Annotated in this window: 19 protein-coding genes and 1 pseudogene; 10 read left to right on the plus strand and 10 right to left on the minus strand. The window is 70.0% G+C overall.

Annotated elements, in window-relative coordinates; all coding sequences use genetic code 11:
• Positions 1-81: 81 nt before the first annotated feature.
• The 5 genes from R2B38_RS25975 to R2B38_RS25995 all read left to right on the plus strand — a co-directional run bounded on the left by R2B38_RS25975 (position 82) and on the right by R2B38_RS25995 (position 5,933).
• Positions 82-1,767: an ABC transporter ATP-binding protein gene (locus R2B38_RS25975; protein WP_318021790.1), complete on the plus strand. Its 1,686-nt coding sequence runs from the start codon at positions 82-84 to the stop codon at positions 1,765-1,767.
• Positions 1,764-2,891: an ABC transporter permease gene (locus R2B38_RS25980; RefSeq protein ID WP_318018391.1), complete on the plus strand. Its 1,128-nt coding sequence runs from the start codon at positions 1,764-1,766 to the stop codon at positions 2,889-2,891. The genes R2B38_RS25975 and R2B38_RS25980 overlap by 4 nt, the downstream gene beginning before the upstream one ends.
• On the plus strand, positions 2,888-4,150 hold the full coding sequence (locus tag R2B38_RS25985) for an ABC transporter permease (RefSeq protein ID WP_318018392.1): 1,263 nt from the start codon (positions 2,888-2,890) through the stop codon (positions 4,148-4,150). The genes R2B38_RS25980 and R2B38_RS25985 overlap by 4 nt, the downstream gene beginning before the upstream one ends.
• Positions 4,147-4,557, plus strand: coding sequence for a cytidine deaminase (locus tag R2B38_RS25990; protein ID WP_318018393.1), 411 nt, complete (start codon positions 4,147-4,149; stop codon positions 4,555-4,557). Before R2B38_RS25985 ends, R2B38_RS25990 begins: the two co-directional genes overlap by 4 nt.
• Before the next feature lie 83 nt (positions 4,558-4,640).
• Positions 4,641-5,933: a thymidine phosphorylase gene (locus tag R2B38_RS25995; protein WP_318018394.1), complete on the plus strand. Its 1,293-nt coding sequence runs from the start codon at positions 4,641-4,643 to the stop codon at positions 5,931-5,933.
• A 258-nt stretch (positions 5,934-6,191) separates the two neighbouring features.
• On the opposite strand, the gene R2B38_RS26000 is transcribed toward R2B38_RS25995, so the two are convergent.
• Positions 6,192-7,112, minus strand: coding sequence for an AEC family transporter (locus R2B38_RS26000; protein ID WP_318018395.1), 921 nt, complete (start codon positions 7,110-7,112; stop codon positions 6,192-6,194).
• A 112-nt stretch (positions 7,113-7,224) separates the two neighbouring features.
• Between R2B38_RS26000 and R2B38_RS26005 the strand changes: the two genes are divergently transcribed.
• On the plus strand, positions 7,225-7,617 hold the full coding sequence (locus R2B38_RS26005; protein ID WP_318018396.1) for a hypothetical protein: 393 nt from the start codon (positions 7,225-7,227) through the stop codon (positions 7,615-7,617).
• Here R2B38_RS26005 and R2B38_RS26010 read toward each other — a convergent pair.
• Together R2B38_RS26010 and R2B38_RS26015 are read right to left on the minus strand one after the other, a co-directional pair.
• Positions 7,501-8,520, minus strand: coding sequence for a sigma-70 family RNA polymerase sigma factor (locus R2B38_RS26010; protein WP_318018397.1), 1,020 nt, complete (start codon positions 8,518-8,520; stop codon positions 7,501-7,503). The two genes, R2B38_RS26005 and R2B38_RS26010, sit on opposite strands and share 117 nt — an antisense overlap.
• A 172-nt stretch (positions 8,521-8,692) precedes the next feature.
• Positions 8,693-9,975 (minus strand): annotated as a pseudogene (locus R2B38_RS26015) (MFS transporter).
• Positions 9,976-10,038: 63 nt separating this feature from the next.
• Between R2B38_RS26015 and R2B38_RS26020 the strand changes: the two are divergent.
• Entirely contained in the window at positions 10,039-10,992 is a 954-nt protein-coding gene (locus R2B38_RS26020) for a LysR family transcriptional regulator (RefSeq protein WP_318018398.1), read from the plus strand.
• 71 nt (positions 10,993-11,063) lie between these two features.
• On the opposite strand, the gene R2B38_RS26025 is transcribed toward R2B38_RS26020, so the two are convergent.
• Positions 11,064-11,828 (minus strand): prolyl oligopeptidase family serine peptidase, encoded by a 765-nt coding sequence (locus R2B38_RS26025; protein ID WP_318018399.1) that lies wholly within the window; start codon positions 11,826-11,828, stop codon positions 11,064-11,066.
• A 113-nt stretch (positions 11,829-11,941) separates the two neighbouring features.
• Here R2B38_RS26025 and R2B38_RS26030 point away from each other — a divergent pair, with 113 nt between their 5' ends.
• Both R2B38_RS26030 and R2B38_RS26035 read left to right on the plus strand, forming a co-directional pair.
• The gene (locus R2B38_RS26030; RefSeq protein ID WP_318018400.1) at positions 11,942-13,099 is read left to right on the plus strand and encodes an adenosine deaminase; all 1,158 of its coding nucleotides are present in this window, start codon (positions 11,942-11,944) and stop codon (positions 13,097-13,099) included.
• A gap of 141 nt (positions 13,100-13,240) precedes the next feature.
• Positions 13,241-13,600, plus strand: a complete 360-nt coding sequence (locus R2B38_RS26035) for an ATP-binding protein (protein WP_318018401.1) — start codon at positions 13,241-13,243, stop codon at positions 13,598-13,600.
• An 83-nt stretch (positions 13,601-13,683) separates the two neighbouring features.
• On the opposite strand, the gene R2B38_RS26040 is transcribed toward R2B38_RS26035, so the two are convergent.
• The 5 genes from R2B38_RS26040 to afsQ1 form a co-directional block, all read right to left on the minus strand.
• Entirely contained in the window at positions 13,684-13,887 is a 204-nt protein-coding gene (locus R2B38_RS26040) for a PspC domain-containing protein (protein WP_318018402.1), read from the minus strand.
• 94 nt (positions 13,888-13,981) lie between these two features.
• Positions 13,982-14,533, minus strand: a complete 552-nt coding sequence (locus R2B38_RS26045) for a VanZ family protein (protein WP_318018403.1) — start codon at positions 14,531-14,533, stop codon at positions 13,982-13,984.
• Positions 14,534-14,650: 117 nt separating this feature from the next.
• Positions 14,651-15,295, minus strand: a complete 645-nt coding sequence (locus R2B38_RS26050) for a hypothetical protein (protein WP_318018404.1) — start codon at positions 15,293-15,295, stop codon at positions 14,651-14,653.
• On the minus strand, positions 15,292-16,878 hold the full coding sequence (locus tag R2B38_RS26055; RefSeq protein WP_033280215.1) for an ATP-binding protein: 1,587 nt from the start codon (positions 16,876-16,878) through the stop codon (positions 15,292-15,294). Before R2B38_RS26055 ends, R2B38_RS26050 begins: the two co-directional genes overlap by 4 nt.
• On the minus strand, positions 16,875-17,552 hold the full coding sequence (gene afsQ1, locus R2B38_RS26060) for a two-component system response regulator AfsQ1 (protein WP_033280216.1): 678 nt from the start codon (positions 17,550-17,552) through the stop codon (positions 16,875-16,877). Before afsQ1 ends, R2B38_RS26055 begins: the two co-directional genes overlap by 4 nt.
• 277 nt (positions 17,553-17,829) lie before the next feature.
• On the opposite strand from afsQ1, the gene R2B38_RS26065 reads away from it, so the two are divergent.
• Positions 17,830-18,567, plus strand: coding sequence for a SigE family RNA polymerase sigma factor (locus R2B38_RS26065; protein WP_033280217.1), 738 nt, complete (start codon positions 17,830-17,832; stop codon positions 18,565-18,567).
• 172 nt (positions 18,568-18,739) lie between these two features.
• Here the strand turns inward: R2B38_RS26065 and R2B38_RS26070 are convergent, their stop codons facing one another.
• Entirely contained in the window at positions 18,740-19,381 is a 642-nt protein-coding gene (locus tag R2B38_RS26070; protein WP_318018405.1) for a uridine kinase, read from the minus strand.
• Positions 19,382-19,383 lie beyond the last annotated feature (2 nt).

Genomic DNA, 19,383 nt, shown 5'->3' on the forward strand with positions numbered 1-19,383 from the left:
CGCGCGTAGAGAGGCCCCTTTCCACGAGGAGAGTTCGCCATCGACGCGTCCAGCAACCCTCCACTCGGCGATCAGTCGACGATCGCGGTCGAGCTGGTGGGGATCACCAAGCGGTTCCCGGGTGTCGTCGCCAACAGCGACATCCGCTTCAGTGTCCGAAAAGGCACCGTGCACGCCCTCGTCGGCGAGAACGGCGCCGGCAAGTCGACCCTGATGAAGATCCTCTACGGCATGCAGAAGCCGGACGAGGGCACCATCGCCGTCGACGGCGAGCTCGTCACCTTCTCGTCCCCCGCCGACGCCATCGCCCGCGGTATCGGCATGGTCCACCAGCACTTCATGCTCGCCGACAACCTCACCGTCCTGGAGAACGTCGTCCTGGGCAGCGAGAAGCTGCACGGCATCGGCGGCGGCGCCCGCAAGAAGATCAAGGAGATCTCCGACCGCTACGGCCTGAACGTCCGCCCGGACCTTCTCGTCGAGAGCCTCGGTGTCGCCGAGCGCCAGCGCGTCGAGATCCTCAAGGTCCTCTACCGCGGCGCCCGCACCCTGATCCTGGACGAGCCCACCGCCGTCCTGGTCCCGCAGGAGGTCGACGCCCTCTTCAGCAACCTGCGCGAGCTGAAGTCCGAGGGCCTCGCGGTCATCTTCATCTCCCACAAGCTCGGCGAGGTCCTCTCGGTCGCCGACGAGATCACCGTCATCCGGCGCGGCACCACCGTCGGCACGGCCGTCCCCTCCGCGACGACCCCCCGCCAGCTCGCCGAGATGATGGTCGGCAGCGAACTCCCCACCCCCGAGACGGCGGAGTCCACGGTCACCGACCAGCCCGTCATCGAGGTCAAGAGCCTCACCGTCTACGCGGCCGGCGGCGCCTCCCTGGGCGCCGAGTCCGAGCCCGCGGCCGGCGGACTGCTGGGCGATCTCGCCACCCCCGGCGGCACCGCCAAGCGCGTCCTGGACGACGTCACCTTCACCATCCACGCCGGTGAGGTCATGGGCATCGCCGGCGTCGAGGGCAACGGCCAGACCGAACTGATCGACGCCCTGATCGGCCTGAAGAACGCCGACTCCGGCACCATCGGCTTCCTCGGCGACGACATCACGCCCTGGGCCACCCGCAAGCGCCGCGAGAAGGGCATCGGCTACATCCCCGAGGACCGCCACCGCCACGGCCTCCTCCTGGAAGCCCCGCTGTGGGAGAACCGCATCCTCGGCCACGTCACCGAGAAGCCCAACTCCAAGGGCGTCTGGCTGGACATCAAGGGCGCCCAGGCCGACACCCGCCGGATCGTCGAGGAGTACGACGTCCGCACCCCCGGGATCGACGTCACCGCGGCCTCCCTCTCCGGCGGCAACCAGCAGAAGCTGATCGTCGGCCGCGAGATGAGCCACAAGCCGAAGTTCCTGATCGCCGCCCACCCCACCCGCGGTGTGGACGTCGGCGCGCAGGCCGCGATCTGGGACCAGATCCGCGAGGCCCGCCGCGAGGGCCTGGCCGTGCTGCTCATCTCCGCCGACCTGGACGAGCTGATCGGCCTGTCGGACACCCTGCGCGTGATCTACGACGGCAGGCTGGTCGCCGACGCCGACCCGGCCACCGTCACCCCCGAGGAACTCGGCTCGGCCATGACCGGCGCCGCCTCCGGTCACCTCGAACACGTCGAGGAAGCAGCGGACGGCGCGGAGAGCACCGTAGAAAACGGCGCGGACAGCACCGTAGAAGACGCGGACGACACCGCCGCCCCGGAGGACGAGGCCCGATGAAGAAGTTCGACAAGGAGCGCGTGCTCCTCGCCGTGGCCGGACCGGTCATGGCGCTTGTCGCCGCGATCCTGCTGACCTCGGTCGTGCTGCTTGCCTCGGGCAAGAACCCGATCGAGCCGTACAACCTGATGCTCCAGCAGATCGGGTACTCGGACGTCCAGGTGCTGATCATCAACCAGGCGTCGATGTACTACATCGCCGCCCTGGCGGTCGCCCTCGGCTTCCGGATGAACCTGTTCAACATCGGCGTCGACGGCCAGTACCGGCTCGGCGCCGTGATGACCGCGGTCGTCGGCGCGCACGTAGGACTGCCGGCCGTCCTCCAGGTGCCGCTGCTGCTGCTCGTCGCGGTCCTCACCGGCGCCTTCTGGGCCGGTATCGCGGGTGTCCTCAAGGTCACCCGCGGGGTCAGCGAGGTCGTCGCGACGATCATGCTCAACGCGATCGCCACCAGCCTGATCCTCTACCTCACGCAGACCAACACCTGGGGCGTGCAGGTCGGCAACAACATGACGACCGGCATCATGAAGAAGTCCGGCTGGATCCCGGGCATCGACATGGGTTCGGACGTCGGCGAGATCTACGGCCTGGTCTTCCTCGCCGTGATCATGGGCGTCCTGTACTGGCTCGTCCTCAACCGCACCCGCTTCGGCTTCGACCTGCGCGCCACCGGCGAGTCCGAGTCCGCCGCCGCGGCCTCCGGCGTCGACGCCAAGCGCATGACGCTCACCGCGATGCTGATCTCCGGCGGTGTCGCGGGCCTCGCAGGCCTCCCGCTCCTCCTCGGCGACAGCCACACCTACAGCCTCACCTTCCCCGAGGGCCTGGGCTTCACCGCCATCGGCATCGCCCTCCTCGGCCGCAACAACCCGGGCGGCATCGCCCTCGCGGCCCTCCTGTGGGCCTTCCTCGACAAGGCGTCCCCCGCCCTGGACTACGCGACCCCGGTCGCGTACCAGAAGGAGATCGCCACGATCATGCAGGGCCTGATCGTCTTCGCGGTCGTCATCTCGTACGAGGTCGTCCGCACCTGGGGCCTGCGCCGCCAGCAGAAGCGCGTCGGCGAGGAACTCGCCGCGGCCGCCCGCAACAACTCCGAGAAGAAGGAGGTGGCGGCCCGATGAGTACCGCGACCATCGCCAAGCCGCAGGCGCAGCAGCCCGGCAAGGGCGGCCGCCGTTTCTCGCTCCCCGTGCTCCTGCTGATCATCGCGGGCGCGCTCGTCCTCACGTCGATCGTCCGCCTCATCACGGGCGCGGACGGCATCACTTCAACCGGCCAGATGTCCACGGCCCTCAGGGCAGCGGTGCCGATCGGGCTGGCCGGTCTCGGCGGTCTCTGGGCCGAGCGCGCGGGCGTCGTCAACATCGGCCTCGAAGGCATGATGATCCTCGGCACCTGGTTCGGCGCCTGGGCCGGTTACCAGTGGGGCCCGTGGGTCGGCATCGTCTTCGGCATCATCGGCGGCTGCCTCGGCGCGCTGCTGCACGCGATCGCCACGGTGACGTTCAACGTCAACCACATCGTCTCCGGTGTCGCCATCAACATCCTGGCGCTCGGCACCACCCGCTACCTCTCGAAGTTCACCTTCGCCAACACCGAGCAGGGCTCCGCCAAGCAGTCCCCGCCGATCGACTCGCTCGGCACCTTCGACATCCCGGGCCTGTCCACCTGGCTGGACAAGCTCAACGAGAAGCACTGGTTCCTGCTCTCGGACATCGCGGGCCTCATCGGCGGTCTGATCACCGACCTCTCCCCGCTCACGGTCATCGCGGTGGCCCTCGTCCCCGTCACCTGGTGGGTCCTGTGGCGCACGGCCTTCGGCCTCCGCCTCCGCTCCTGCGGTGAGAACCCGGTGGCCGCCGAGTCGTTGGGCGTCAACGTCTACAAGTACAAGTACATCGCCGTGATCATCTCCGGCGGCTTCGCCGGTCTCGGCGGCGCCTTCCTGTCGATCGTCGCGTCCAACGTCTACCTCGACGGCCAGACCGGCGGCCGCGGCTACATCGGCCTCGCCTCGATGATCTTCGGCAACTGGATGCCGGGCGGACTCGCCCTGGGCGCGGGCCTGTTCGGCTACACCGACAGCCTCAACCTGCGCGGCGGCTCCACCAACGTGCACGCCCTGATCCTGCTGCTCGGCTTCCTGCTGGTCGCGGGCGTCGCCTACCTGGTCTGGAAGAAGCGGTACGTCCCCGCAGGCATCACCGCCGTCATCGCGGCCCTGATGTTCGTCTGGTACGCCACCACCGACTCCGTCCCGACCCAACTGGTCGGCGCCAGCCCCTACATCGTCACCCTGCTGGTGCTCTCGCTCTCCGCGCAGCACCTGCGGATGCCGAAGGCGGACGGCCTGCCGTACCGGAAGGGACAGGGCAAGTGACCTCGCCCGCCGCCGAGTTGGCCGTCGACTGGGACGAACTGCGCGCCGAGGCGCGGGAGGCGATGTCCCACGCGTACGCGCCGTACTCGGGCTATCCCGTAGGGGTCGCCGCCCGGGTCGACGACGGCCGCACGGTCTCCGGCTGCAACGTGGAGAACGCGTCCTACGGCCTCGGCCTGTGCGCGGAGTGCGGACTGGTGTCCAACCTCCAGCGCACCGGCGGCGGCCGGCTGACCCACTTCACGTGCGTCGACGGCAAGGGCGACATCCTCGTCCCGTGCGGCCGCTGCCGCCAACTGCTGTACGAGTTCGGGGGCCCGGGTCTGCTGCTGGACACACCGGCGGGGATCCTCGCGCTCTCGGAGATGCTTCCGCAGGCCTTCGGGCCGGACCATCTCACCAGGTAACTCCCGTACGGCCCCGCCGAGTTGGTCCATTCCCCTCGGCGGGGCCGCACATTTTCTGAACGTTCTGGAAGGAAAGCCAAGCCATGGCGCAAGTCTCGATGGACGCCATCTCCGTCATCCGCACCAAGCGGGACCGCGGCGAGTTGAGCGACGAGCAGATCGACTGGGTCATCGACGCGTACACCCGCGGGGACGTGGCCGACTACCAGATGGCCGCCCTCAACATGGCGATCCTCCTCAACGGCATGAACCGCCGCGAGATCGCCACCTGGACCGCCGCGATGATCGCCTCCGGCGAGCGCATGGACTTCTCGTCCCTGTCCCGCCCGACGGCCGACAAGCACTCGACGGGCGGCGTCGGCGACAAGATCACGCTCCCGCTCGCTCCGTTGGTCGCCGCGTGCGGCGCGGCGGTTCCCCAGCTCTCGGGCCGCGGCCTCGGCCACACCGGCGGCACCCTCGACAAGCTGGAGTCGATCCCCGGCTGGCGCGCGCTGCTCTCGAACGAGGAGATGCTGTCGGTCCTGGAGGGGACGGGCGCGGTGATCTGCGCGGCGGGCGACGGCCTGGCCCCCGCGGACAAGAAGCTGTACGCGCTGCGAGACGTGACAGGGACAGTGGAGGCGATCCCGCTGATCGCCTCCTCGATCATGTCGAAGAAGATCGCCGAGGGCACGGGCTCGCTGGTCCTGGACGTGAAGGTCGGCACCGGCGCGTTCATGAAGACGATCGAGGACGCGCGTGAACTGGCGTCCACGATGGTCGGGTTGGGTACGGACCACGGCGTGAAGACGGTGGCCCTGCTGACGGACATGTCGACCCCGCTGGGCCTGACGGCCGGCAACGCGCTGGAGGTCCGCGAATCGGTGGAGGTCCTGGCAGGCGGCGGCCCCTCCGACGTCGTCGAGCTGACGATCGCCCTGGCCCGGGAGATGCTCGACGCGGCCGGAGTGAAGGACGCCGACCCGGCGAAGGCCCTGGCCGACGGTTCCGCGATGGACGTCTGGCGCCGGATGATCGCGGCGCAGGGCGGCGACCCGGACGCGGAGCTGCCGGTGGCGCGCGAGCAGCATGTGGTGACGGCGTCGGCCTCCGGCGTCCTCACCCGCCTCGACGCCTACGACATCGGCATCGCGGCGTGGCGCCTCGGCGCGGGCCGCGCCCGCAAGGAGGACCCGGTCCAGGCAGGCGCGGGAGTGGAAATGCACGCCAAGCCGGGCGACACGGTGACCGCAGGCCAGCCCTTGCTTACCCTGCACACGGACACCCCGGAGCGCTTCGAGTACGCGCTGGAGGCGGTGGAGGGTTCCTACGGCATCGGCGCGGAGGGGACTGGCTTCACGGCCTCACCGGTGGTGCTGGAGCGCATCGCCTGATCGGTGGTTGGTAGTTGGTAGTTGGTAGTTGGTAGTTGGTAGCGGGGGAGGGGCTGGGGCTGGGACTGCGAGGGTCCCGGCCCCTTTCGCTTCGCCTGGGAGAAGCGGGCTGGTGCTTGCAAGTCCCAGCATCCTCAAGGCATTTCGGGGGCGCGCGGAGGAGGCTGAGCTTTCGGTTCCGGCCACCCTTGCCCACCCAGGGGCGCGGGGAACTGCGCGACCAGCCCCAACGCACCCGCGGACAAACAACAACCGCACCTACCCAAGCAGCGCAGCAACCCCCACCAACACCGGCACCGACAACACCGTGGACAGCAGGATCGAGTCCCGGGCCAACCCCTCACCCACCCGGTACCGACTCGCGTACGTGTACAGGTTCTGCGCGGCAGGCAACGCCGAGGTCACCACCACGTCGAGCAACCCCGCCCCATGAATCCCGAACACCCCCACAGCCAACGCCCAAGCAATCACCGGCTGCCCCACCGACTTCAGCGCAACCGACAACAACACCGGCCACCGCTCAACACCCCGCCCCGGCACCGCGCTGCCCCGCAGCGAAATCCCGAACCCGATCAACACCGCCGGCACCGCCATGTTGCCGATCAGCGTGAGAGGGTCCATCACCGGGCCCGGAACATGAACCCCGATCCCCGCGACCGCGACCCCCGCAAGCGACCCCACCGCGACCGGATTCCGCAGCGGCGTCAGCAGCCGCAGCCACAACGGCCCCTTCTCGCCCGCCCCCGACAGATCGAGGACCGTCAACGCCAGCGGGCTCACCACCACGAGCTGGAACAGCATCACCGGCGCCACGAGCGAGGCATTGCCCAGGACGTACACCGAGATCGGGATACCGAGGTTGCCGGAGTTGACGTAACTCGACGAGAGCGCCCCGATCGTCGTACGGCCGACACCCCAGCCCCGTACGACCCCCACCGCCACGAACACCCCCGCCACCGCCACCGTGCTGAGCACCGTCACCAGCAGTCCGCTGGAGAAGATCACCGACAGGTCGGCCCGCGCGAGGGTCGTGAACAGCAGGGCCGGGGACGCGACATTGAAGGCCAGCTTGGTCAGGACGTCCCGCCCGTGTTCGCCGAGGGAACCGCGCAGCCCGAGCAGATAGCCGACCGCGATCACCACACCGATGACCGCGAACCCGGTCAGAACCCCTTGCACGGCACCCCCTCGGCGGCGATGTCGGCAGCGACTTCGGCGTGCGCGAGGGCGTCGGGTATCCAGGGCGGGGCTGATCCGTGGGGCATACAGCAAATCTAGGCGGTCGCTCCCGATGAGTTACGACCGCCCACCCGGTCTACCGATCGTGGACGCCAAGACACCCGCTGTACTCGTGCCGGCCCGCCCCGTCACCCCTGACGAGGTGGCGGGGCTCTGCGCCGAGGTACGGGCACTGCTGGAGGCGACGCCCGGTGCCGGAGTGGTCCTGGTCGAGATCGTGGGACCGGGACCGCCGGGGCTCGGTACCGTCGACCTCCTGGCCCGGCTGCACCTCACCGCCCGGCGGACCGGGGGCGGCCGGATCAGACTGCGCGACCCCGCCCCCGCGCTACGCGCCCTCCTCGACCTCGTCGGACTCCGCTTCGAGATGGAGGGGCAGGTCGAACAGCGGGAACCAGCGCTTGGTGTCCAGGAAGAAGTGGAACCCGGTGAGCCCGCCGTCTGAGATCTCCAGGATCTGGACCGCCCAGGGGCTGAAGCCGCCGGTGTCCGGGTCCGGCTTGTACTGGGCGAAGCCCGGCAGGCCGTTCACCTGCACCGGGATCAGGCGGGAGCCCTCGCAGGCGGAACCGATCGTCGTCATGAAGCCCGTGATGTCGTCGTGGCCGGTCAGCCACAGGTCGAACGGCGGCATCGTCATGATGGCGTCCTCGTGCAGCAGCGCGGTGAGCGCGGCCATGTCGTAGCCCTCGAAGGCCGCGACGTACCGATCGAGGAGCTTGCGCTGCTCCTCGTCGAGCGGGTCGGAGACGGCGGCGTCGGCCGCTTTGTCGTCCCGCTCGGCGAGGGTCGCCCGGGCCCGCTGCAACGCGCTGTTGACCGACGCGACGGAGGTGTCGAGGAGCTCGGCCACCTCGGTGGCCCGCCAGGCCAGCACCTCGCGGAGGATCAGCACCGCCCTTTGCTTGGGCGGGAGTTGCTGCAGGGCGGCCATGAACGCGAGCCGTACGGATTCCTTCGCCACGGCCGCCTCCGCGGGGTCTGCGACGGTCGGCAGCACGCGCGCGTCCGGCATCGGCTCGAGCCAGGTGTTGTCCGCGCGGGGTGACAGCGCGGCCTGCGCGAGCGGGGTGGAGTCGCTGAGGTCGACGGGGCGCGCCCGCTTGTTGCCCGCGGACAGCATGTCCAGGCACACATTGGTCGCGATCCGGTACAGCCAGGACCGCAGACTCGACCGGCCCTCGAACTTCTCGTAGTTCCGCCAGGCGCGGACCATCGTGTCCTGCACCGCGTCCTCGGCCTCGAAGGAGGAGCCGAGCATGCGGTAGCAGTACCCGGTCAGCTCGACGCGGTGCTTCTCCAGCCTGACGTCGAGGTCGTCCGTCGTAGTCACAACGCTGTCACTCATGGTCTCGCCCACCCACCCCTGTGGCCGTTCTTCCCTTACCCCGCAACGTAGCGCAGCCCACTGACAATGGCGCGAGGAGTGAACAAACGTGCAGGTCAGAGCGGGTACCGGGCGCCCGGTATGGGTGTGGGCGTCCTTGGGGGTACTGGATTGGTACTGGATTGCCGCCCTCTCAGGCAGCCGCCGCCTCAACCCCGCGCCGCTCAACCCGCGCAGCCCGCGATCCGAGCACGGTGATCGTCACGACACCGGCCACCGCCAGCAACCCGACCCCCACCGTCCCGGCCCAGCCCCCCGCGTGGAACGCCATCGCGCCGACCGTGCTGCCGGTGCTTGAGCCGATGTAGTACGCGGACTGGTACAGCGCCGATGCCTGCGCACGCCCCGTCGTCGCCGTCTTGCTGACCGACGAGGACGCGACCGCGTGCCCCGCGAAGAAGCCGGCTGTGATGAGGACCAGGCCGAGCAGCACCAGGGGAAGCGAGTCGGCGAGGGAGACCAGCAGGCCCGCCGCCGTCGTACCGCCCGCCAGGTACAAGGCCCCCGGCGCCCCAGCCGGCCCACCAGCCGCCCCGCCGTGGACGCCGACACGGTCCCCACCAGATACACGAGGAAGATCGAGCCGATGATGCCCTGGGGGAGGGAGAAGGGGGCCTCGGTGAGGCGGTAGCCGATGACCGTGTAGACGCCGCCGAAGACCGTCATGAACAGGGCGCCGATCGCGTACAGCCGGCACAGCAGCGGGTTCGCGAGGTGGTCGCGGACCGTGCGGGCCAGGACGCGCGGGCGCAGCGAACCCGGCGTGAAGTGCTGAGGGGTGGGGAGCAGCAGCCGGAAGGCGACCGCGCAGCCGACCGCGATGGCGCCGATCACCCCGACAGCCACCCGCCAGCCCCACTCCTGCGCGACCCAGCCGGTGATGACCCGGCCGCTCATCCCGCCGACGCTGTTGCCCGCCACGAACAGGCCGATCGCCGTGACCAGCGCCTTCGGACGGACCTCCTCGGCGAGATACGCCGTAGCGGAGGCGGGCAGCCCGGCCAGCGCGGCCCCCTGAAGGAACCGCAACGCCACCAGCGCGCCCAGCGACGGCGCGAACGGGACCACGACCCCGATGCTCACCGCGACCACCAAGGACGCCGTCATGACCGTACGACGTCCGAACCGCTCCGACAGCGCGCTCATCGGCAGCACGAACAACGCGAGCCCGCCCGTGGCCGCCGCCACCGTCCAGCTCGCCGCACTCGCCGACACCGCGAAACCGGAGGAGATCAGCGGCAGCAGCGCCTGCGTGGAGTAGAGGAGCGCGAAGGTCGCCACGCCCGCGAGGAACAGCGCGAAGCTCATACGGCGATAGCCGGGACCACCGGGCGTCAGCCGCGTGTCGGAGTCGGAGGCGGGGACGGGGGACGTGGCGGCCACGATCGTGGACGCCCCGGTATCGGCGGAAGGCATGCTTCGACGCTACGTACGCTCCCGCTCATCCGTCCAATGCACGGAAACGCCATAATCGTTCCCATGGCGCATCAACACAGGTCACAGGCTCACCTGTCACCGTCCGGTGAGACAGAAGACATCGTCGCGCTGCTCGCGCCCCGCCTCGCGTACTTCGCCGGCGTCGCCCGCACCGAACACGTCACCCGGGCCGCGCAGGAGATGCAGGTCCCGCAGTCCACCCTGTCGCGGGCGATGGTCCGCCTCGAACAGGACCTGGGCGTGGACCTGTTCGCCCGCAGAGGCCGCACGGTGTCGTTGACCCCGGCCGGCCGCACCTTCCTCACCTCGGTCGACCGCGCCCTCGCCGAGATCGAGAAGGCGGCCGACGAGGTCCGCGCCGACGCCGACCCCACCACCGGCAAGGTCGCCTTCGGCTTCCTCCACACCCTCGGCTCCGAAACCGTCCCCGGCCTCATCCGAGCCTTCCGGGCCGACCATCCCCGCGTCCGCTTCAGCCTCGTCCAGAACTACGGCGAGGCGATGCTGGAGCGGTTGCGCGCGGGGGAGTTGGACCTGTGCCTGACCTCTCCGGTGCCGGATGCCCCGGACCTGGTGGCCCGCCGCCTGGACGAACAGAAGCTGCGGCTGGTGGTTCCCGCCGACCATCGTCTGGCGACACGAAAGAGGGTCCGCCTGGCGGAAGCAGCCGACGAGACGTTCGTGACATTGGAGCCGGGCTACGGCTTGCGCCGCATCACGGACGACGTCTGCAAGGAAGCCGGCTTCCGCCCACGAATCGCCTTCGAGGGCGAGGAGGCGGAGACCCTACGAGGCTTGGTGGCGGCGGGCCTGGGGGTCGCCCTCCTACCCCCACCAGCCGTACCCCGCCCGGGAGTTGCAGAACTAACGGTCACAGCTCCGAGAGCGGTGAGAGAGATCGGCGTAGCGTGGCTGGACGGCCACCCAGACACTCCGCCGGTGGCAGCCTTCAAGCAGTTCCTCATGTCAAAAAGGGGCAACTTGCTACCAACGTAAGGGTGTCCCACCTAAGGGGCGCGGGGAACTGCGCGACCAGCCACAACGAACCCGTACCCGCCGACGACCCCTCAACCCCTACGAAGCGACCGCCCAAACCCCGCAGCCAACGGCATCCTCAACCCCAACGGCGGCGGAGCCATCAACGCGTCCTCGACGGGACGCGAAAACGCCCGCCCGAACAACGCCCCCATCGCGAAGTCCTCGGTCAGCGCGTGCACTTCCTGCCGGTGCTGATGCAACCCGTGTCCGTCGGAGTGGACTTCGAACCGACAGATGTCCCGGTTCGCCTTCTTCGCCCGAGCAGCCAACCGGAACGACAACTCGGGATCGGTCCGTTCGTCGTTCGTGCCGTGCACGATCAACACCCGCCGCCCGGCGAGTTGTTTCACCGGTTCGGGTGGCGCGGCGACATCCTGTTCCGGCAGCCAAGGGGCCAGCGCGACAACGGAGTTCACCGCCTCGTGCCCCGCGGAGCGCAACGCCGCGCGGGCGCCCATGTCGATCCCGGTGAGACACACGGGCACGTCCCCGTACCGCCGTACGACCTCCTCCACCGCCCACGCCGCGTCGTGCGCGAGAGACGCCTCGCTGCCGTTCCAGCCGCGGCAGCGGTAGTGGACGACATGCGCGGCGAGCCCGTCACCGGCGCCCGCGCGGGCCAGCCGGCGGCCCAACGTCCGTACGGAGGCCGTCGCCAACATGGGGGAGGGCCTACGGCTGGACACCTCCTCGCCACCGGGGAGCAGCAGCACCACGCCGCTCACCGAGGTCGGTTCGGGACCGAGCGCTCTCCCCAGCCGGGCCGTCCTGACCGGCGTCGCTTGCTGTGCCATGACAGAACAGTGTCAGAAGCGAGCGTGTACGCCATCCTTCCGCGCGGTCACCGTTACGTATCGACGGATTCGTACAGCGGGCGATCTACGCGCGTAGGAGTTAGAGTGCGGAAATGACGAGCCAGAGCACCCCGAACACCCCGACGCCGGACCAGATCCGCCGGGCGCCGAAGGTTCTGCTGCACGACCACCTCGACGGCGGTCTCCGCCCGGGGACGATCGTCGAACTCGCCCGGGACGCCGGGTACACCGGACTCCCCGAGAGCGACCCCGACAAGCTCGGCGTGTGGTTCGCCGAGGCCGCCGACTCCGGTTCGCTGGAGCGGTACTTGGAGACGTTCTCGCACACGGTCGCCGTGATGCAGACCCGGAACGCGCTGATCCGGGTCGCCCGCGAGTGCGCGGAGGACCTCGCCGAGGACGGTGTCGTCTACGCCGAGGTGCGGTACGCGCCCGAGCAGCACCTCGACGGCGGGCTCAGCCTCGAAGAGGTCGTCGAGGCCGTCAACGAGGGCTTCCGGCAAGGGGAGTCGCTCGCGCGGGAGAGCGGCCGGCGGATCCGTGTCGGGGCGCTGCTCACCGCGATGCGGCACGCGGCCCGGTCCCTGGAGATCGCCGAACTCGCCAACCGATACCGCGACTTGGGCGTCGTCGGCTTCGACATCGCGGGTGCGGAGGCCGGGTTCCCGCCCACCCGTCACCTGGACGCCTTCGAGTATCTGAAGCGCGAGAACAACCACTTCACGATCCACGCCGGTGAGGCCTTCGGACTGCCGTCGATCTGGCAGGCGCTGCAGTGGTGCGGCGCCGACCGGCTCGGGCACGGGGTGCGCATCATCGACGACATCCAGGTCAAGGAGGACGGGTCGGTCGAGCTGGGCCGCCTCGCGTCGTACGTGCGCGACAAGCGCGTCCCGCTGGAGCTGTGCCCCAGTTCCAACCTCCAGACCGGGGCCGCCGACTCGTACGCCGAGCACCCGATCGGGCTGCTGCGGCGGCTGCACTTCCGGGCGACGGTCAACACCGACAACCGGCTCATGTCCCACACCAGTATGAGCCAGGAATTCGAGCACCTTGTCGAGGCGTTCGGTTATTCACTCGACGACATGCAGTGGTTCTCCGTCAATGCTATGAAGTCAGCATTCATTCCTTTCGATGAACGACTCGCCATGATCAATGACGTGATCAAGCCCGGATATGCCGAGCTGAAATCCGAATGGCTGTTCCGGCAGACCGCTTCCACCAGCGGTTCTGTGGCAGAAGAGGGCTGAACTGGGCCGAGGGGTGGGACCGGAATGCGGGCGGGTGTTCACAATCCGTCCGCATTTCGATGTTTGCGGCGGGTGCCTTCGCGTGTTTACGGTCTTGGACCGCTCACATCCCCCGTCATCCCATTCAAGGACGCATTCACCATGAAGCAGTCTGCTGCCAAGACCCTCGGTGTCGCCGCCCTCGGTGCCGCTTTCGCCGCTGTCGGCGCGGGCGCCGCGAGCGCGGCTCCGGCGCTTCCGGACGCCACCCAGGCGCTGGGCTCCGTGACCCACACGCTGCCCGCGGAGAACGTCGCCAAGGCGCTGCCGGGCGCCGGCCAGGCGCTGAGCCAGGCGCAGCCCGCGCTCGCGGGTGGTCTGTCCGCCGTGCAGCCGGCCGCCGAGAAGGTGCTGTCCGACGGTCCCACCGCGCCCGTCGCGGGCCTGCTGGGCGGCCTCCCGCTGTCGAACACCGGTCTGCCCACCCACGGCGTGCCGCTGAACGGCATCCCGCTGGGCTGAGCCCCGCCCCCCTGAACGCGCCGATGGGGCGCACCCTGGACGAGGGTGCGCCCCATCGGCGTACGTGCGCCGGGGTCTGCGTCCTACCAGGCCTCGCCGCGCACCTTGTCCTCGGCCGGGAACAGGATCCACAGCGCGATGTAGAGCAGGAACTGCGGGCCGGGCAGCAGGCAGGAGACCAGGAAGATCACCCGCATCGTGGTCGCGGAGGTACCGAAGCGCCGCGCCAGCGCTGCGCACACTCCGCCGATCATGCGGCCTTGGGTGGGGCGGGCAATGGCGGTCATGATGGGCTCCTTCGCGAGCGGCTGTCCGAGGCCCCCCGTGTGGTTGCCTCATCTGCCTTCAACGGTACGGAGCCACGGCCCGCCCGACGTCGCTCTACGGTGCGATGCCGACCCTGGGAATCGTCGGGGTCCGTCCCTGAGCCGGTTCCTCCTGGAGGACGGCCAGGGGGTGCCGGCTCTCAGTCCTGCGGCGTAGCCAGGCGCGGGCCGCCGGGACGATCGCTGCGTGGGCGAGGGCGACGCCCACCGTGTTCATCAGCAGGGAGTCGATGTCGACCACCTGGCCCGGCACCCCGGTCTGGAGCAGTTCGATGCCCAGGGAGATCAGGGCGCCCGCCGCGACCGTACGGATGAAGGACGCGAGCGGGGAGACATGGAGCCGGCCGCTGACCATCGGGAGCAGGACGCCCAGGGGGGCCAGCAGGGCGAGGCCCTCGCCGATCCGCTTCGACGCCTCCGGCCAGCCCATGGCCAGGTCGGCTCTGATGCTGGCCAGCGGGTGCAGGTTCGGGGGCATCACCCAGGGGACGTCCCGGGGGCGCAGCGTGACCCAGGCGACGAGCACGAGATGTGCGACGAGGAGGACACCTCCTGCCACACGGATGCGAATCGCGGCGCTGCCGCCGATGGAGCCTTGACGCTGCACGCCCCACAAGACGCCCTGTCCGGCACGATCGGTTCCGGGTAGGTGCCACGCACCAGGGTGAGGCTTGCGCCACACGCCCCTTTTCGCGCCTCGTTCACCCCCGGGGCGCACGCGGCTTCAGCCGCCCGTCACCTCGCTGGACGGCGGCGCCTTGGTGCCCGGGTCGGAGCGGACGTCGTCCGTGCACTCGTAACGGCGCAGCGGCGAGCCGTCCGGGCCGCCGAGGATCACGGAGCCGTCGCCCTCGGCCGCGGCCGAGTCGGAGAACGTACAGACGATCTGGGCGAGCGCGTACGACGTGAGGTCGGCCGGTGAATTGCTCAGCCGCAGCGCGTCCTTGGGATCCTTCGCCCGCGGCCCGCTCACGGTCATGCCGCCGCGCACGTCGGTCGTGTACCCGGCGTCCTTCTCGCCCGACGACGGCGACTCCGCGAGCTGGTCCAGGAGCCCCTGGGCGACGATGACACGCCGCAGCACGTCCGCCGTGCCGTCCGGCACCTGTACGGCCCGGTCGACGGTCACCAGCGACGACCCGCACAGCAGGAACACCTGCACGGGCACCCCGCGCGCGGCCTGCGGCGACACGTCCGGCTCGGTGAGCGTGCACGGCACCCGGGACGGCGCCGCCCCGAAGTCGGTCGGCACCTCGGTGGCCCGGATCCCGCACCCGGCGAGCAGCAGGCCCAGCAGCGGGAGCGCCAGCAACGGCCGTACCGCCAGGGCACGTTCGCGGGGCCGGCCCATCAACTGTCGTACGGTCATGACGCGTTCCCCTCGGAGCCGTCCGAGCCGTCGCCCTCGCCCTTGTCGGTCTCCGGGTCCTCCGTGAGCGTGGAGGCGTCCCGGGGCAGCCGCAGGGTGAACACCGCGCCGCCGTCGGGGGAGTTGGCGGCGGTGATCTCGCCGCCGTGGATGTGGGCGTTCTCCAGGGCGATGGAGAGGCCGAGGCCGCTGCCCTCGGAGCGCGGCCGGGAGGCGCTCGCCTTGTAGAAGCGGTCGAAGACGTGCGGCAGGACGTCCTCGGGGATGCCGGGGCCGTGGTCGCGGACCGCGATGACGAGGTCGTCGTCCTCCAGGCGGACCGAGACCCGGACCGGGGAGCCGCCGTGCTTGAGGGCGTTGCCGATGAGGTTGGCGAGGATGACGTCGAGGCGGCGCGGGTCGAGCCGGGAGTGGATGCCCCGCTCGGCGTCCAGATCGACGGCGTCCAGCCAGGCGCGGGCGTCGATGCACGCGGTGATCTGGTCGGCGAGGTCGACGTCGTCCAGGACCAGGCGGGCGGTGCCCGCGTCGAAGCGGGTGACCTCCATCAGGTTCTCGACGAGGTCGCCGAGCCGCTTGGTCTCGCTGACGACGAGCCGTACGGCGGGCTCGATCATCGGGTCCACGCTGCCGGTCTCGGCGTCGAGTTCCTCCTCCAGGACCTCGACCACCGCCGTGATCGCGGTCAATGGCGTACGCAGCTCGTGCGACATGTCGGCGACGAACCGGCGCGAGGCGTCGTCCCGGGCGGCCATGTCGGCGACCCGCTTCTCCAGCGCCTCGGCGGTCTGGTTGAACGTCCGTGACAGTTCGGCGAGTTCATCGGTACCGGAGACCCGCAGCCGGGTGTCGAGCTTGCCCTCGCCGAGCCGGCGCGCGGCGATGCCGAGCCGGTGCACGGGCTTGAGGACGGTCGTCGCGGCGGCCTGCGCGAGCAGCGCGGAACCGATCAGCGCGAGCCCGGTCGCGATACCGAGCGACCAGGCAAGGGAGTTGAGGTCCTTGGCCTCCGGCTCAAGGGACTTGAGCATGTAGCCGGTCGGCCCGCCGCCGATCATCCGCGTCCCGGCCACCAGATACGGCGTGCCGTGCTCGGTGACCCGCTGCCAGTACAGGTGGTACGGCTCCTTGTTGCCGTCGGACACCGACTGCTGCTTGTTCACCGCCGTCCGCAGCGACTTGGGCACGTCCTCCAGCGAAAAGCCGTTCAGGCCGCCGGAGTTGCCGTAGACCGTCTTGTCGTTGGCGTCCTCGCCGACGAGCAGGACGCTGAAGCGCTGGCTGCTGTTGGCCATCTGGCCCGCCGTGCGCATCAGTTCGTCCTGGGTGGGGTGGACGGGCAGGGCGCCGGCGCGGTTCTGCATCTCCTGGCGGAAGTCGCGCAGGACGGCGTCCTGGGCGCGGGTGAGGACCGCCTCGCGGTTGAGCCAGTACGCGATGCCGGACGCGGAGACGGCGGCCGTCAGCGCGACCAGGCCGAAGACCACGACCAGCCTGAGGCGCAGGCTGGTGAACCGCAGCCGCCACAGGACTCCCTTACGACCCGGGCGCCAGCCGCGGATCCCCCCTGGTGCGTCGGTCACTGAGGCGAGTCCAGGCGGTAGCCGACGCCGCGCACGGTACGGATGAGGGTCGGGGACGACGGGATGTCCTCGACCTTGGCGCGCAGCCGCTGGACGCACGCGTCCACCAGCCGCGAGTCACCGAGGTAGTCGTGCTCCCACACCAGCCGCAGCAACTGCTGCCGGGACAGGGCCTGTCCGGGCCGCCGGCTCAGCTCCAGGAGCAACCGCAGCTCGGTGGGCGTGAGTTGGAGGTCCTCGCCGTTCTTCGTGACGGTCATCGCGGCGCGGTCGATCACCAGCGAGCCGAACGTGGCCGCGTCGTTGGCTTCTCGCTCCCCGCGCCGCAGCACGGCCCGGATCCGGGCGTCGAGCACGCGCCCCTGCACGGGTTTGACCACGTAGTCGTCGGCGCCGGATTCCAGTCCGACCACGATGTCGATGTCGTCGCTGCGCGCGGTGAGCAGAATGATCGGCAGCTGGTCCGTGCGCCGGATACGACGGCACACCTCGAAACCGTCGATGCCGGGCAGCATCACATCCAGCACGATCAGGTCCGGCCGCTGCTCACGCAACAGCTTCAGACCGTCCTCGCCGCTGGCAGCGGTGGCTACCCGGTGTCCCTGGCGCGTCAGCGAGAGCTCCAGGGCCGTCCGGATGGCGTCGTCGTCCTCGATCAGCAACAGGGAAGGCACGGGGCTCATTCTGGCCCATGGTGGGCTGCGGTTTCGACACCTGTACGTGTACGTAGCCCTTGCAGGCAGGTGTGCGCACCCCTAGCGCCCTTTTCTGTGACCGGACTGTCCGTTTTCTGAGGCGGGTCGCAGAGACCGACCCCTGTGACAGGTCTGTGACAGTCGGGGGACACGTCCATGAAGTGACCCCGGCAGGATTTTCGGCACGGGCAAGGAACCACGAGGAACCGAGCCGGAACATCCGAACACCGGGCAAGTCCACTACGGGGGGCGCGAGATGAACACGCTGCACAGCACCAGCAACAACGCAGTCATCACGCGTCTGCACGACGTCACCCGGGGTTCCGAGAAGTCCGGCGCTGTGAACGGGCGGGGGTGCGCTCGCAGCGTCGGGCGTCAGCACACCGGTTACATGACGGTGGTTGACGCGCACACGGGGGAAGCGCACGGGGGAAGCGCGTACAGGGAGGACACGGGGGAGCGTCGCTCGCTGTCGGAGGCGGAGTTCACCGCCTACGTCCAGGAGCGCCGCGCCTCCCTGTACGCCACCGCGTACCACCTGACCGGCGATCGCTTCGAGGCCGAGGACCTGCTGCAGAGCGCGCTGTTCTCGACGTACAAGGCATGGGACCGGATCAGCGACAAGGCCGCGGTCGGGGGCTACCTCCGCCGCACCATGACGAACCTGCACATCAGCGCGTGGCGCCGCCGCAAGCTGAACGAGTACCCGACCGAGGAACTGCCGGAGACGCCCGGCGACACGGACGCGATGCGCGGCACGGAGCTGCGCGCGGTCCTGTGGCAGGCGCTGTCCCGGCTGCCGGAACTCCAGCGCACCATGCTGGTCCTCCGCTACTACGAGGGCCGCACGGACCCGGAGATCGCGGAGATCCTCGACATCAGTGTCGGCACGGTGAAGTCCAGCATCTGGCGGTCGCTCCGCCGCATGCGCGAGGACGAGGTCCTCAGCTTCGGCCGTGACGAGGAGGACGCCTTCGGGGAGCTTGTCGCCTGAGGGTTGGGGGGAAGCGGGGAACGGGGGAGCACCAAGGGGACCACGGGGGATCGGCGCTGGGGGGCGCCGACGGGGTCCTGGGGGGGGATCACGGGGGAAGTACCACGGGGGAAAAGGAAGAGCGGGACTGGAGGGCCGGGGGGTCCGTCCAGTCCCGCTTTTTCGCGCGCCGTCAGGTGGTGGGCGTGGGTGCCGCGGCCGGACGCCGTCCGACCGCGGCCGCGGCCAGTCGGCCCAGCGCCTCGTCCTTGTCGCACGCGTACGCGCCGAGTCCCGTCTGCCGGGCCACGATCGACCGCTCAAGACGCATCAGCCGCCAGCCGCGCCGCAGCAGGAACGGCACGGACTTACGGCCCTCCCGCAGATCCCGCAGGAAGCGGCGCCGGAAGGTGCGCATCGGGCCGCGGCTCAGGCACAGCGCGTCCGCGAGGACGCCCAGCTCCTGGCACCGGGTGATGACCTCGGCGGCGAAGATGCCCTCCGCTATGAACAGCGGGGTCCGGCCGACGTCGACGGCCTCCGTGCCCGTGCGGGCGCTGAGCGAGATGTCGTAGACCGGCACGTCCGTACGGCCCGTGCGGCACAGCTCGACGATCGCGGTGACCGCCACGTCCGCGTCCCAGGAGTCGGGGTGGTCCCAGTCGATGTCCGAACTCCCCGCCACCAGCGGCAGCGTCGGGTCGTCGCCCTCTTTGTAGAAGTCGTCGAGCCGCAGCACGGGAAGACCGGAGCGGGCGGAGACGAGGGACTTGCCGGAACCCGAGGGGCCGCACAGCAGCACGACACGGGCCGGTGACGGGGAAAGGATGCTCACGG

This window comes from Streptomyces sp. N50 (assembly GCF_033335955.1).
In the GTDB taxonomy this organism is placed as follows: domain Bacteria; phylum Actinomycetota; class Actinomycetes; order Streptomycetales; family Streptomycetaceae; genus Streptomyces.

Excerpts from the sequence above, each read along its gene's own strand:
- R2B38_RS25980 (WP_318018391.1), top strand. The coding sequence starts at position 1,764 with ATGAAGAAGTTCGACAAGGAGCGCGTGCTCCTCGCCGTGGCCGGACCG.
- R2B38_RS25985 (WP_318018392.1), top strand. The coding sequence starts at position 2,888 with ATGAGTACCGCGACCATCGCCAAGCCGCAGGCGCAGCAGCCCGGCAAG.
- R2B38_RS25995 (WP_318018394.1), top strand. The coding sequence starts at position 4,641 with ATGGCGCAAGTCTCGATGGACGCCATCTCCGTCATCCGCACCAAGCGG.
- R2B38_RS26005 (WP_318018396.1), top strand. The coding sequence starts at position 7,225 with ATGAGTTACGACCGCCCACCCGGTCTACCGATCGTGGACGCCAAGACA.
- R2B38_RS26010 (WP_318018397.1), bottom strand. The coding sequence starts at position 8,520 with ATGAGTGACAGCGTTGTGACTACGACGGACGACCTCGACGTCAGGCTG.
- R2B38_RS26020 (WP_318018398.1), top strand. The coding sequence starts at position 10,039 with ATGGCGCATCAACACAGGTCACAGGCTCACCTGTCACCGTCCGGTGAG.
- R2B38_RS26025 (WP_318018399.1), bottom strand. The coding sequence starts at position 11,828 with ATGGCACAGCAAGCGACGCCGGTCAGGACGGCCCGGCTGGGGAGAGCG.
- R2B38_RS26030 (WP_318018400.1), top strand. The coding sequence starts at position 11,942 with ATGACGAGCCAGAGCACCCCGAACACCCCGACGCCGGACCAGATCCGC.
- R2B38_RS26035 (WP_318018401.1), top strand. The coding sequence starts at position 13,241 with ATGAAGCAGTCTGCTGCCAAGACCCTCGGTGTCGCCGCCCTCGGTGCC.
- R2B38_RS26040 (WP_318018402.1), bottom strand. The coding sequence starts at position 13,887 with ATGACCGCCATTGCCCGCCCCACCCAAGGCCGCATGATCGGCGGAGTG.
- R2B38_RS26050 (WP_318018404.1), bottom strand. The coding sequence starts at position 15,295 with ATGACCGTACGACAGTTGATGGGCCGGCCCCGCGAACGTGCCCTGGCG.
- R2B38_RS26065 (WP_033280217.1), top strand. The coding sequence starts at position 17,830 with ATGAACACGCTGCACAGCACCAGCAACAACGCAGTCATCACGCGTCTG.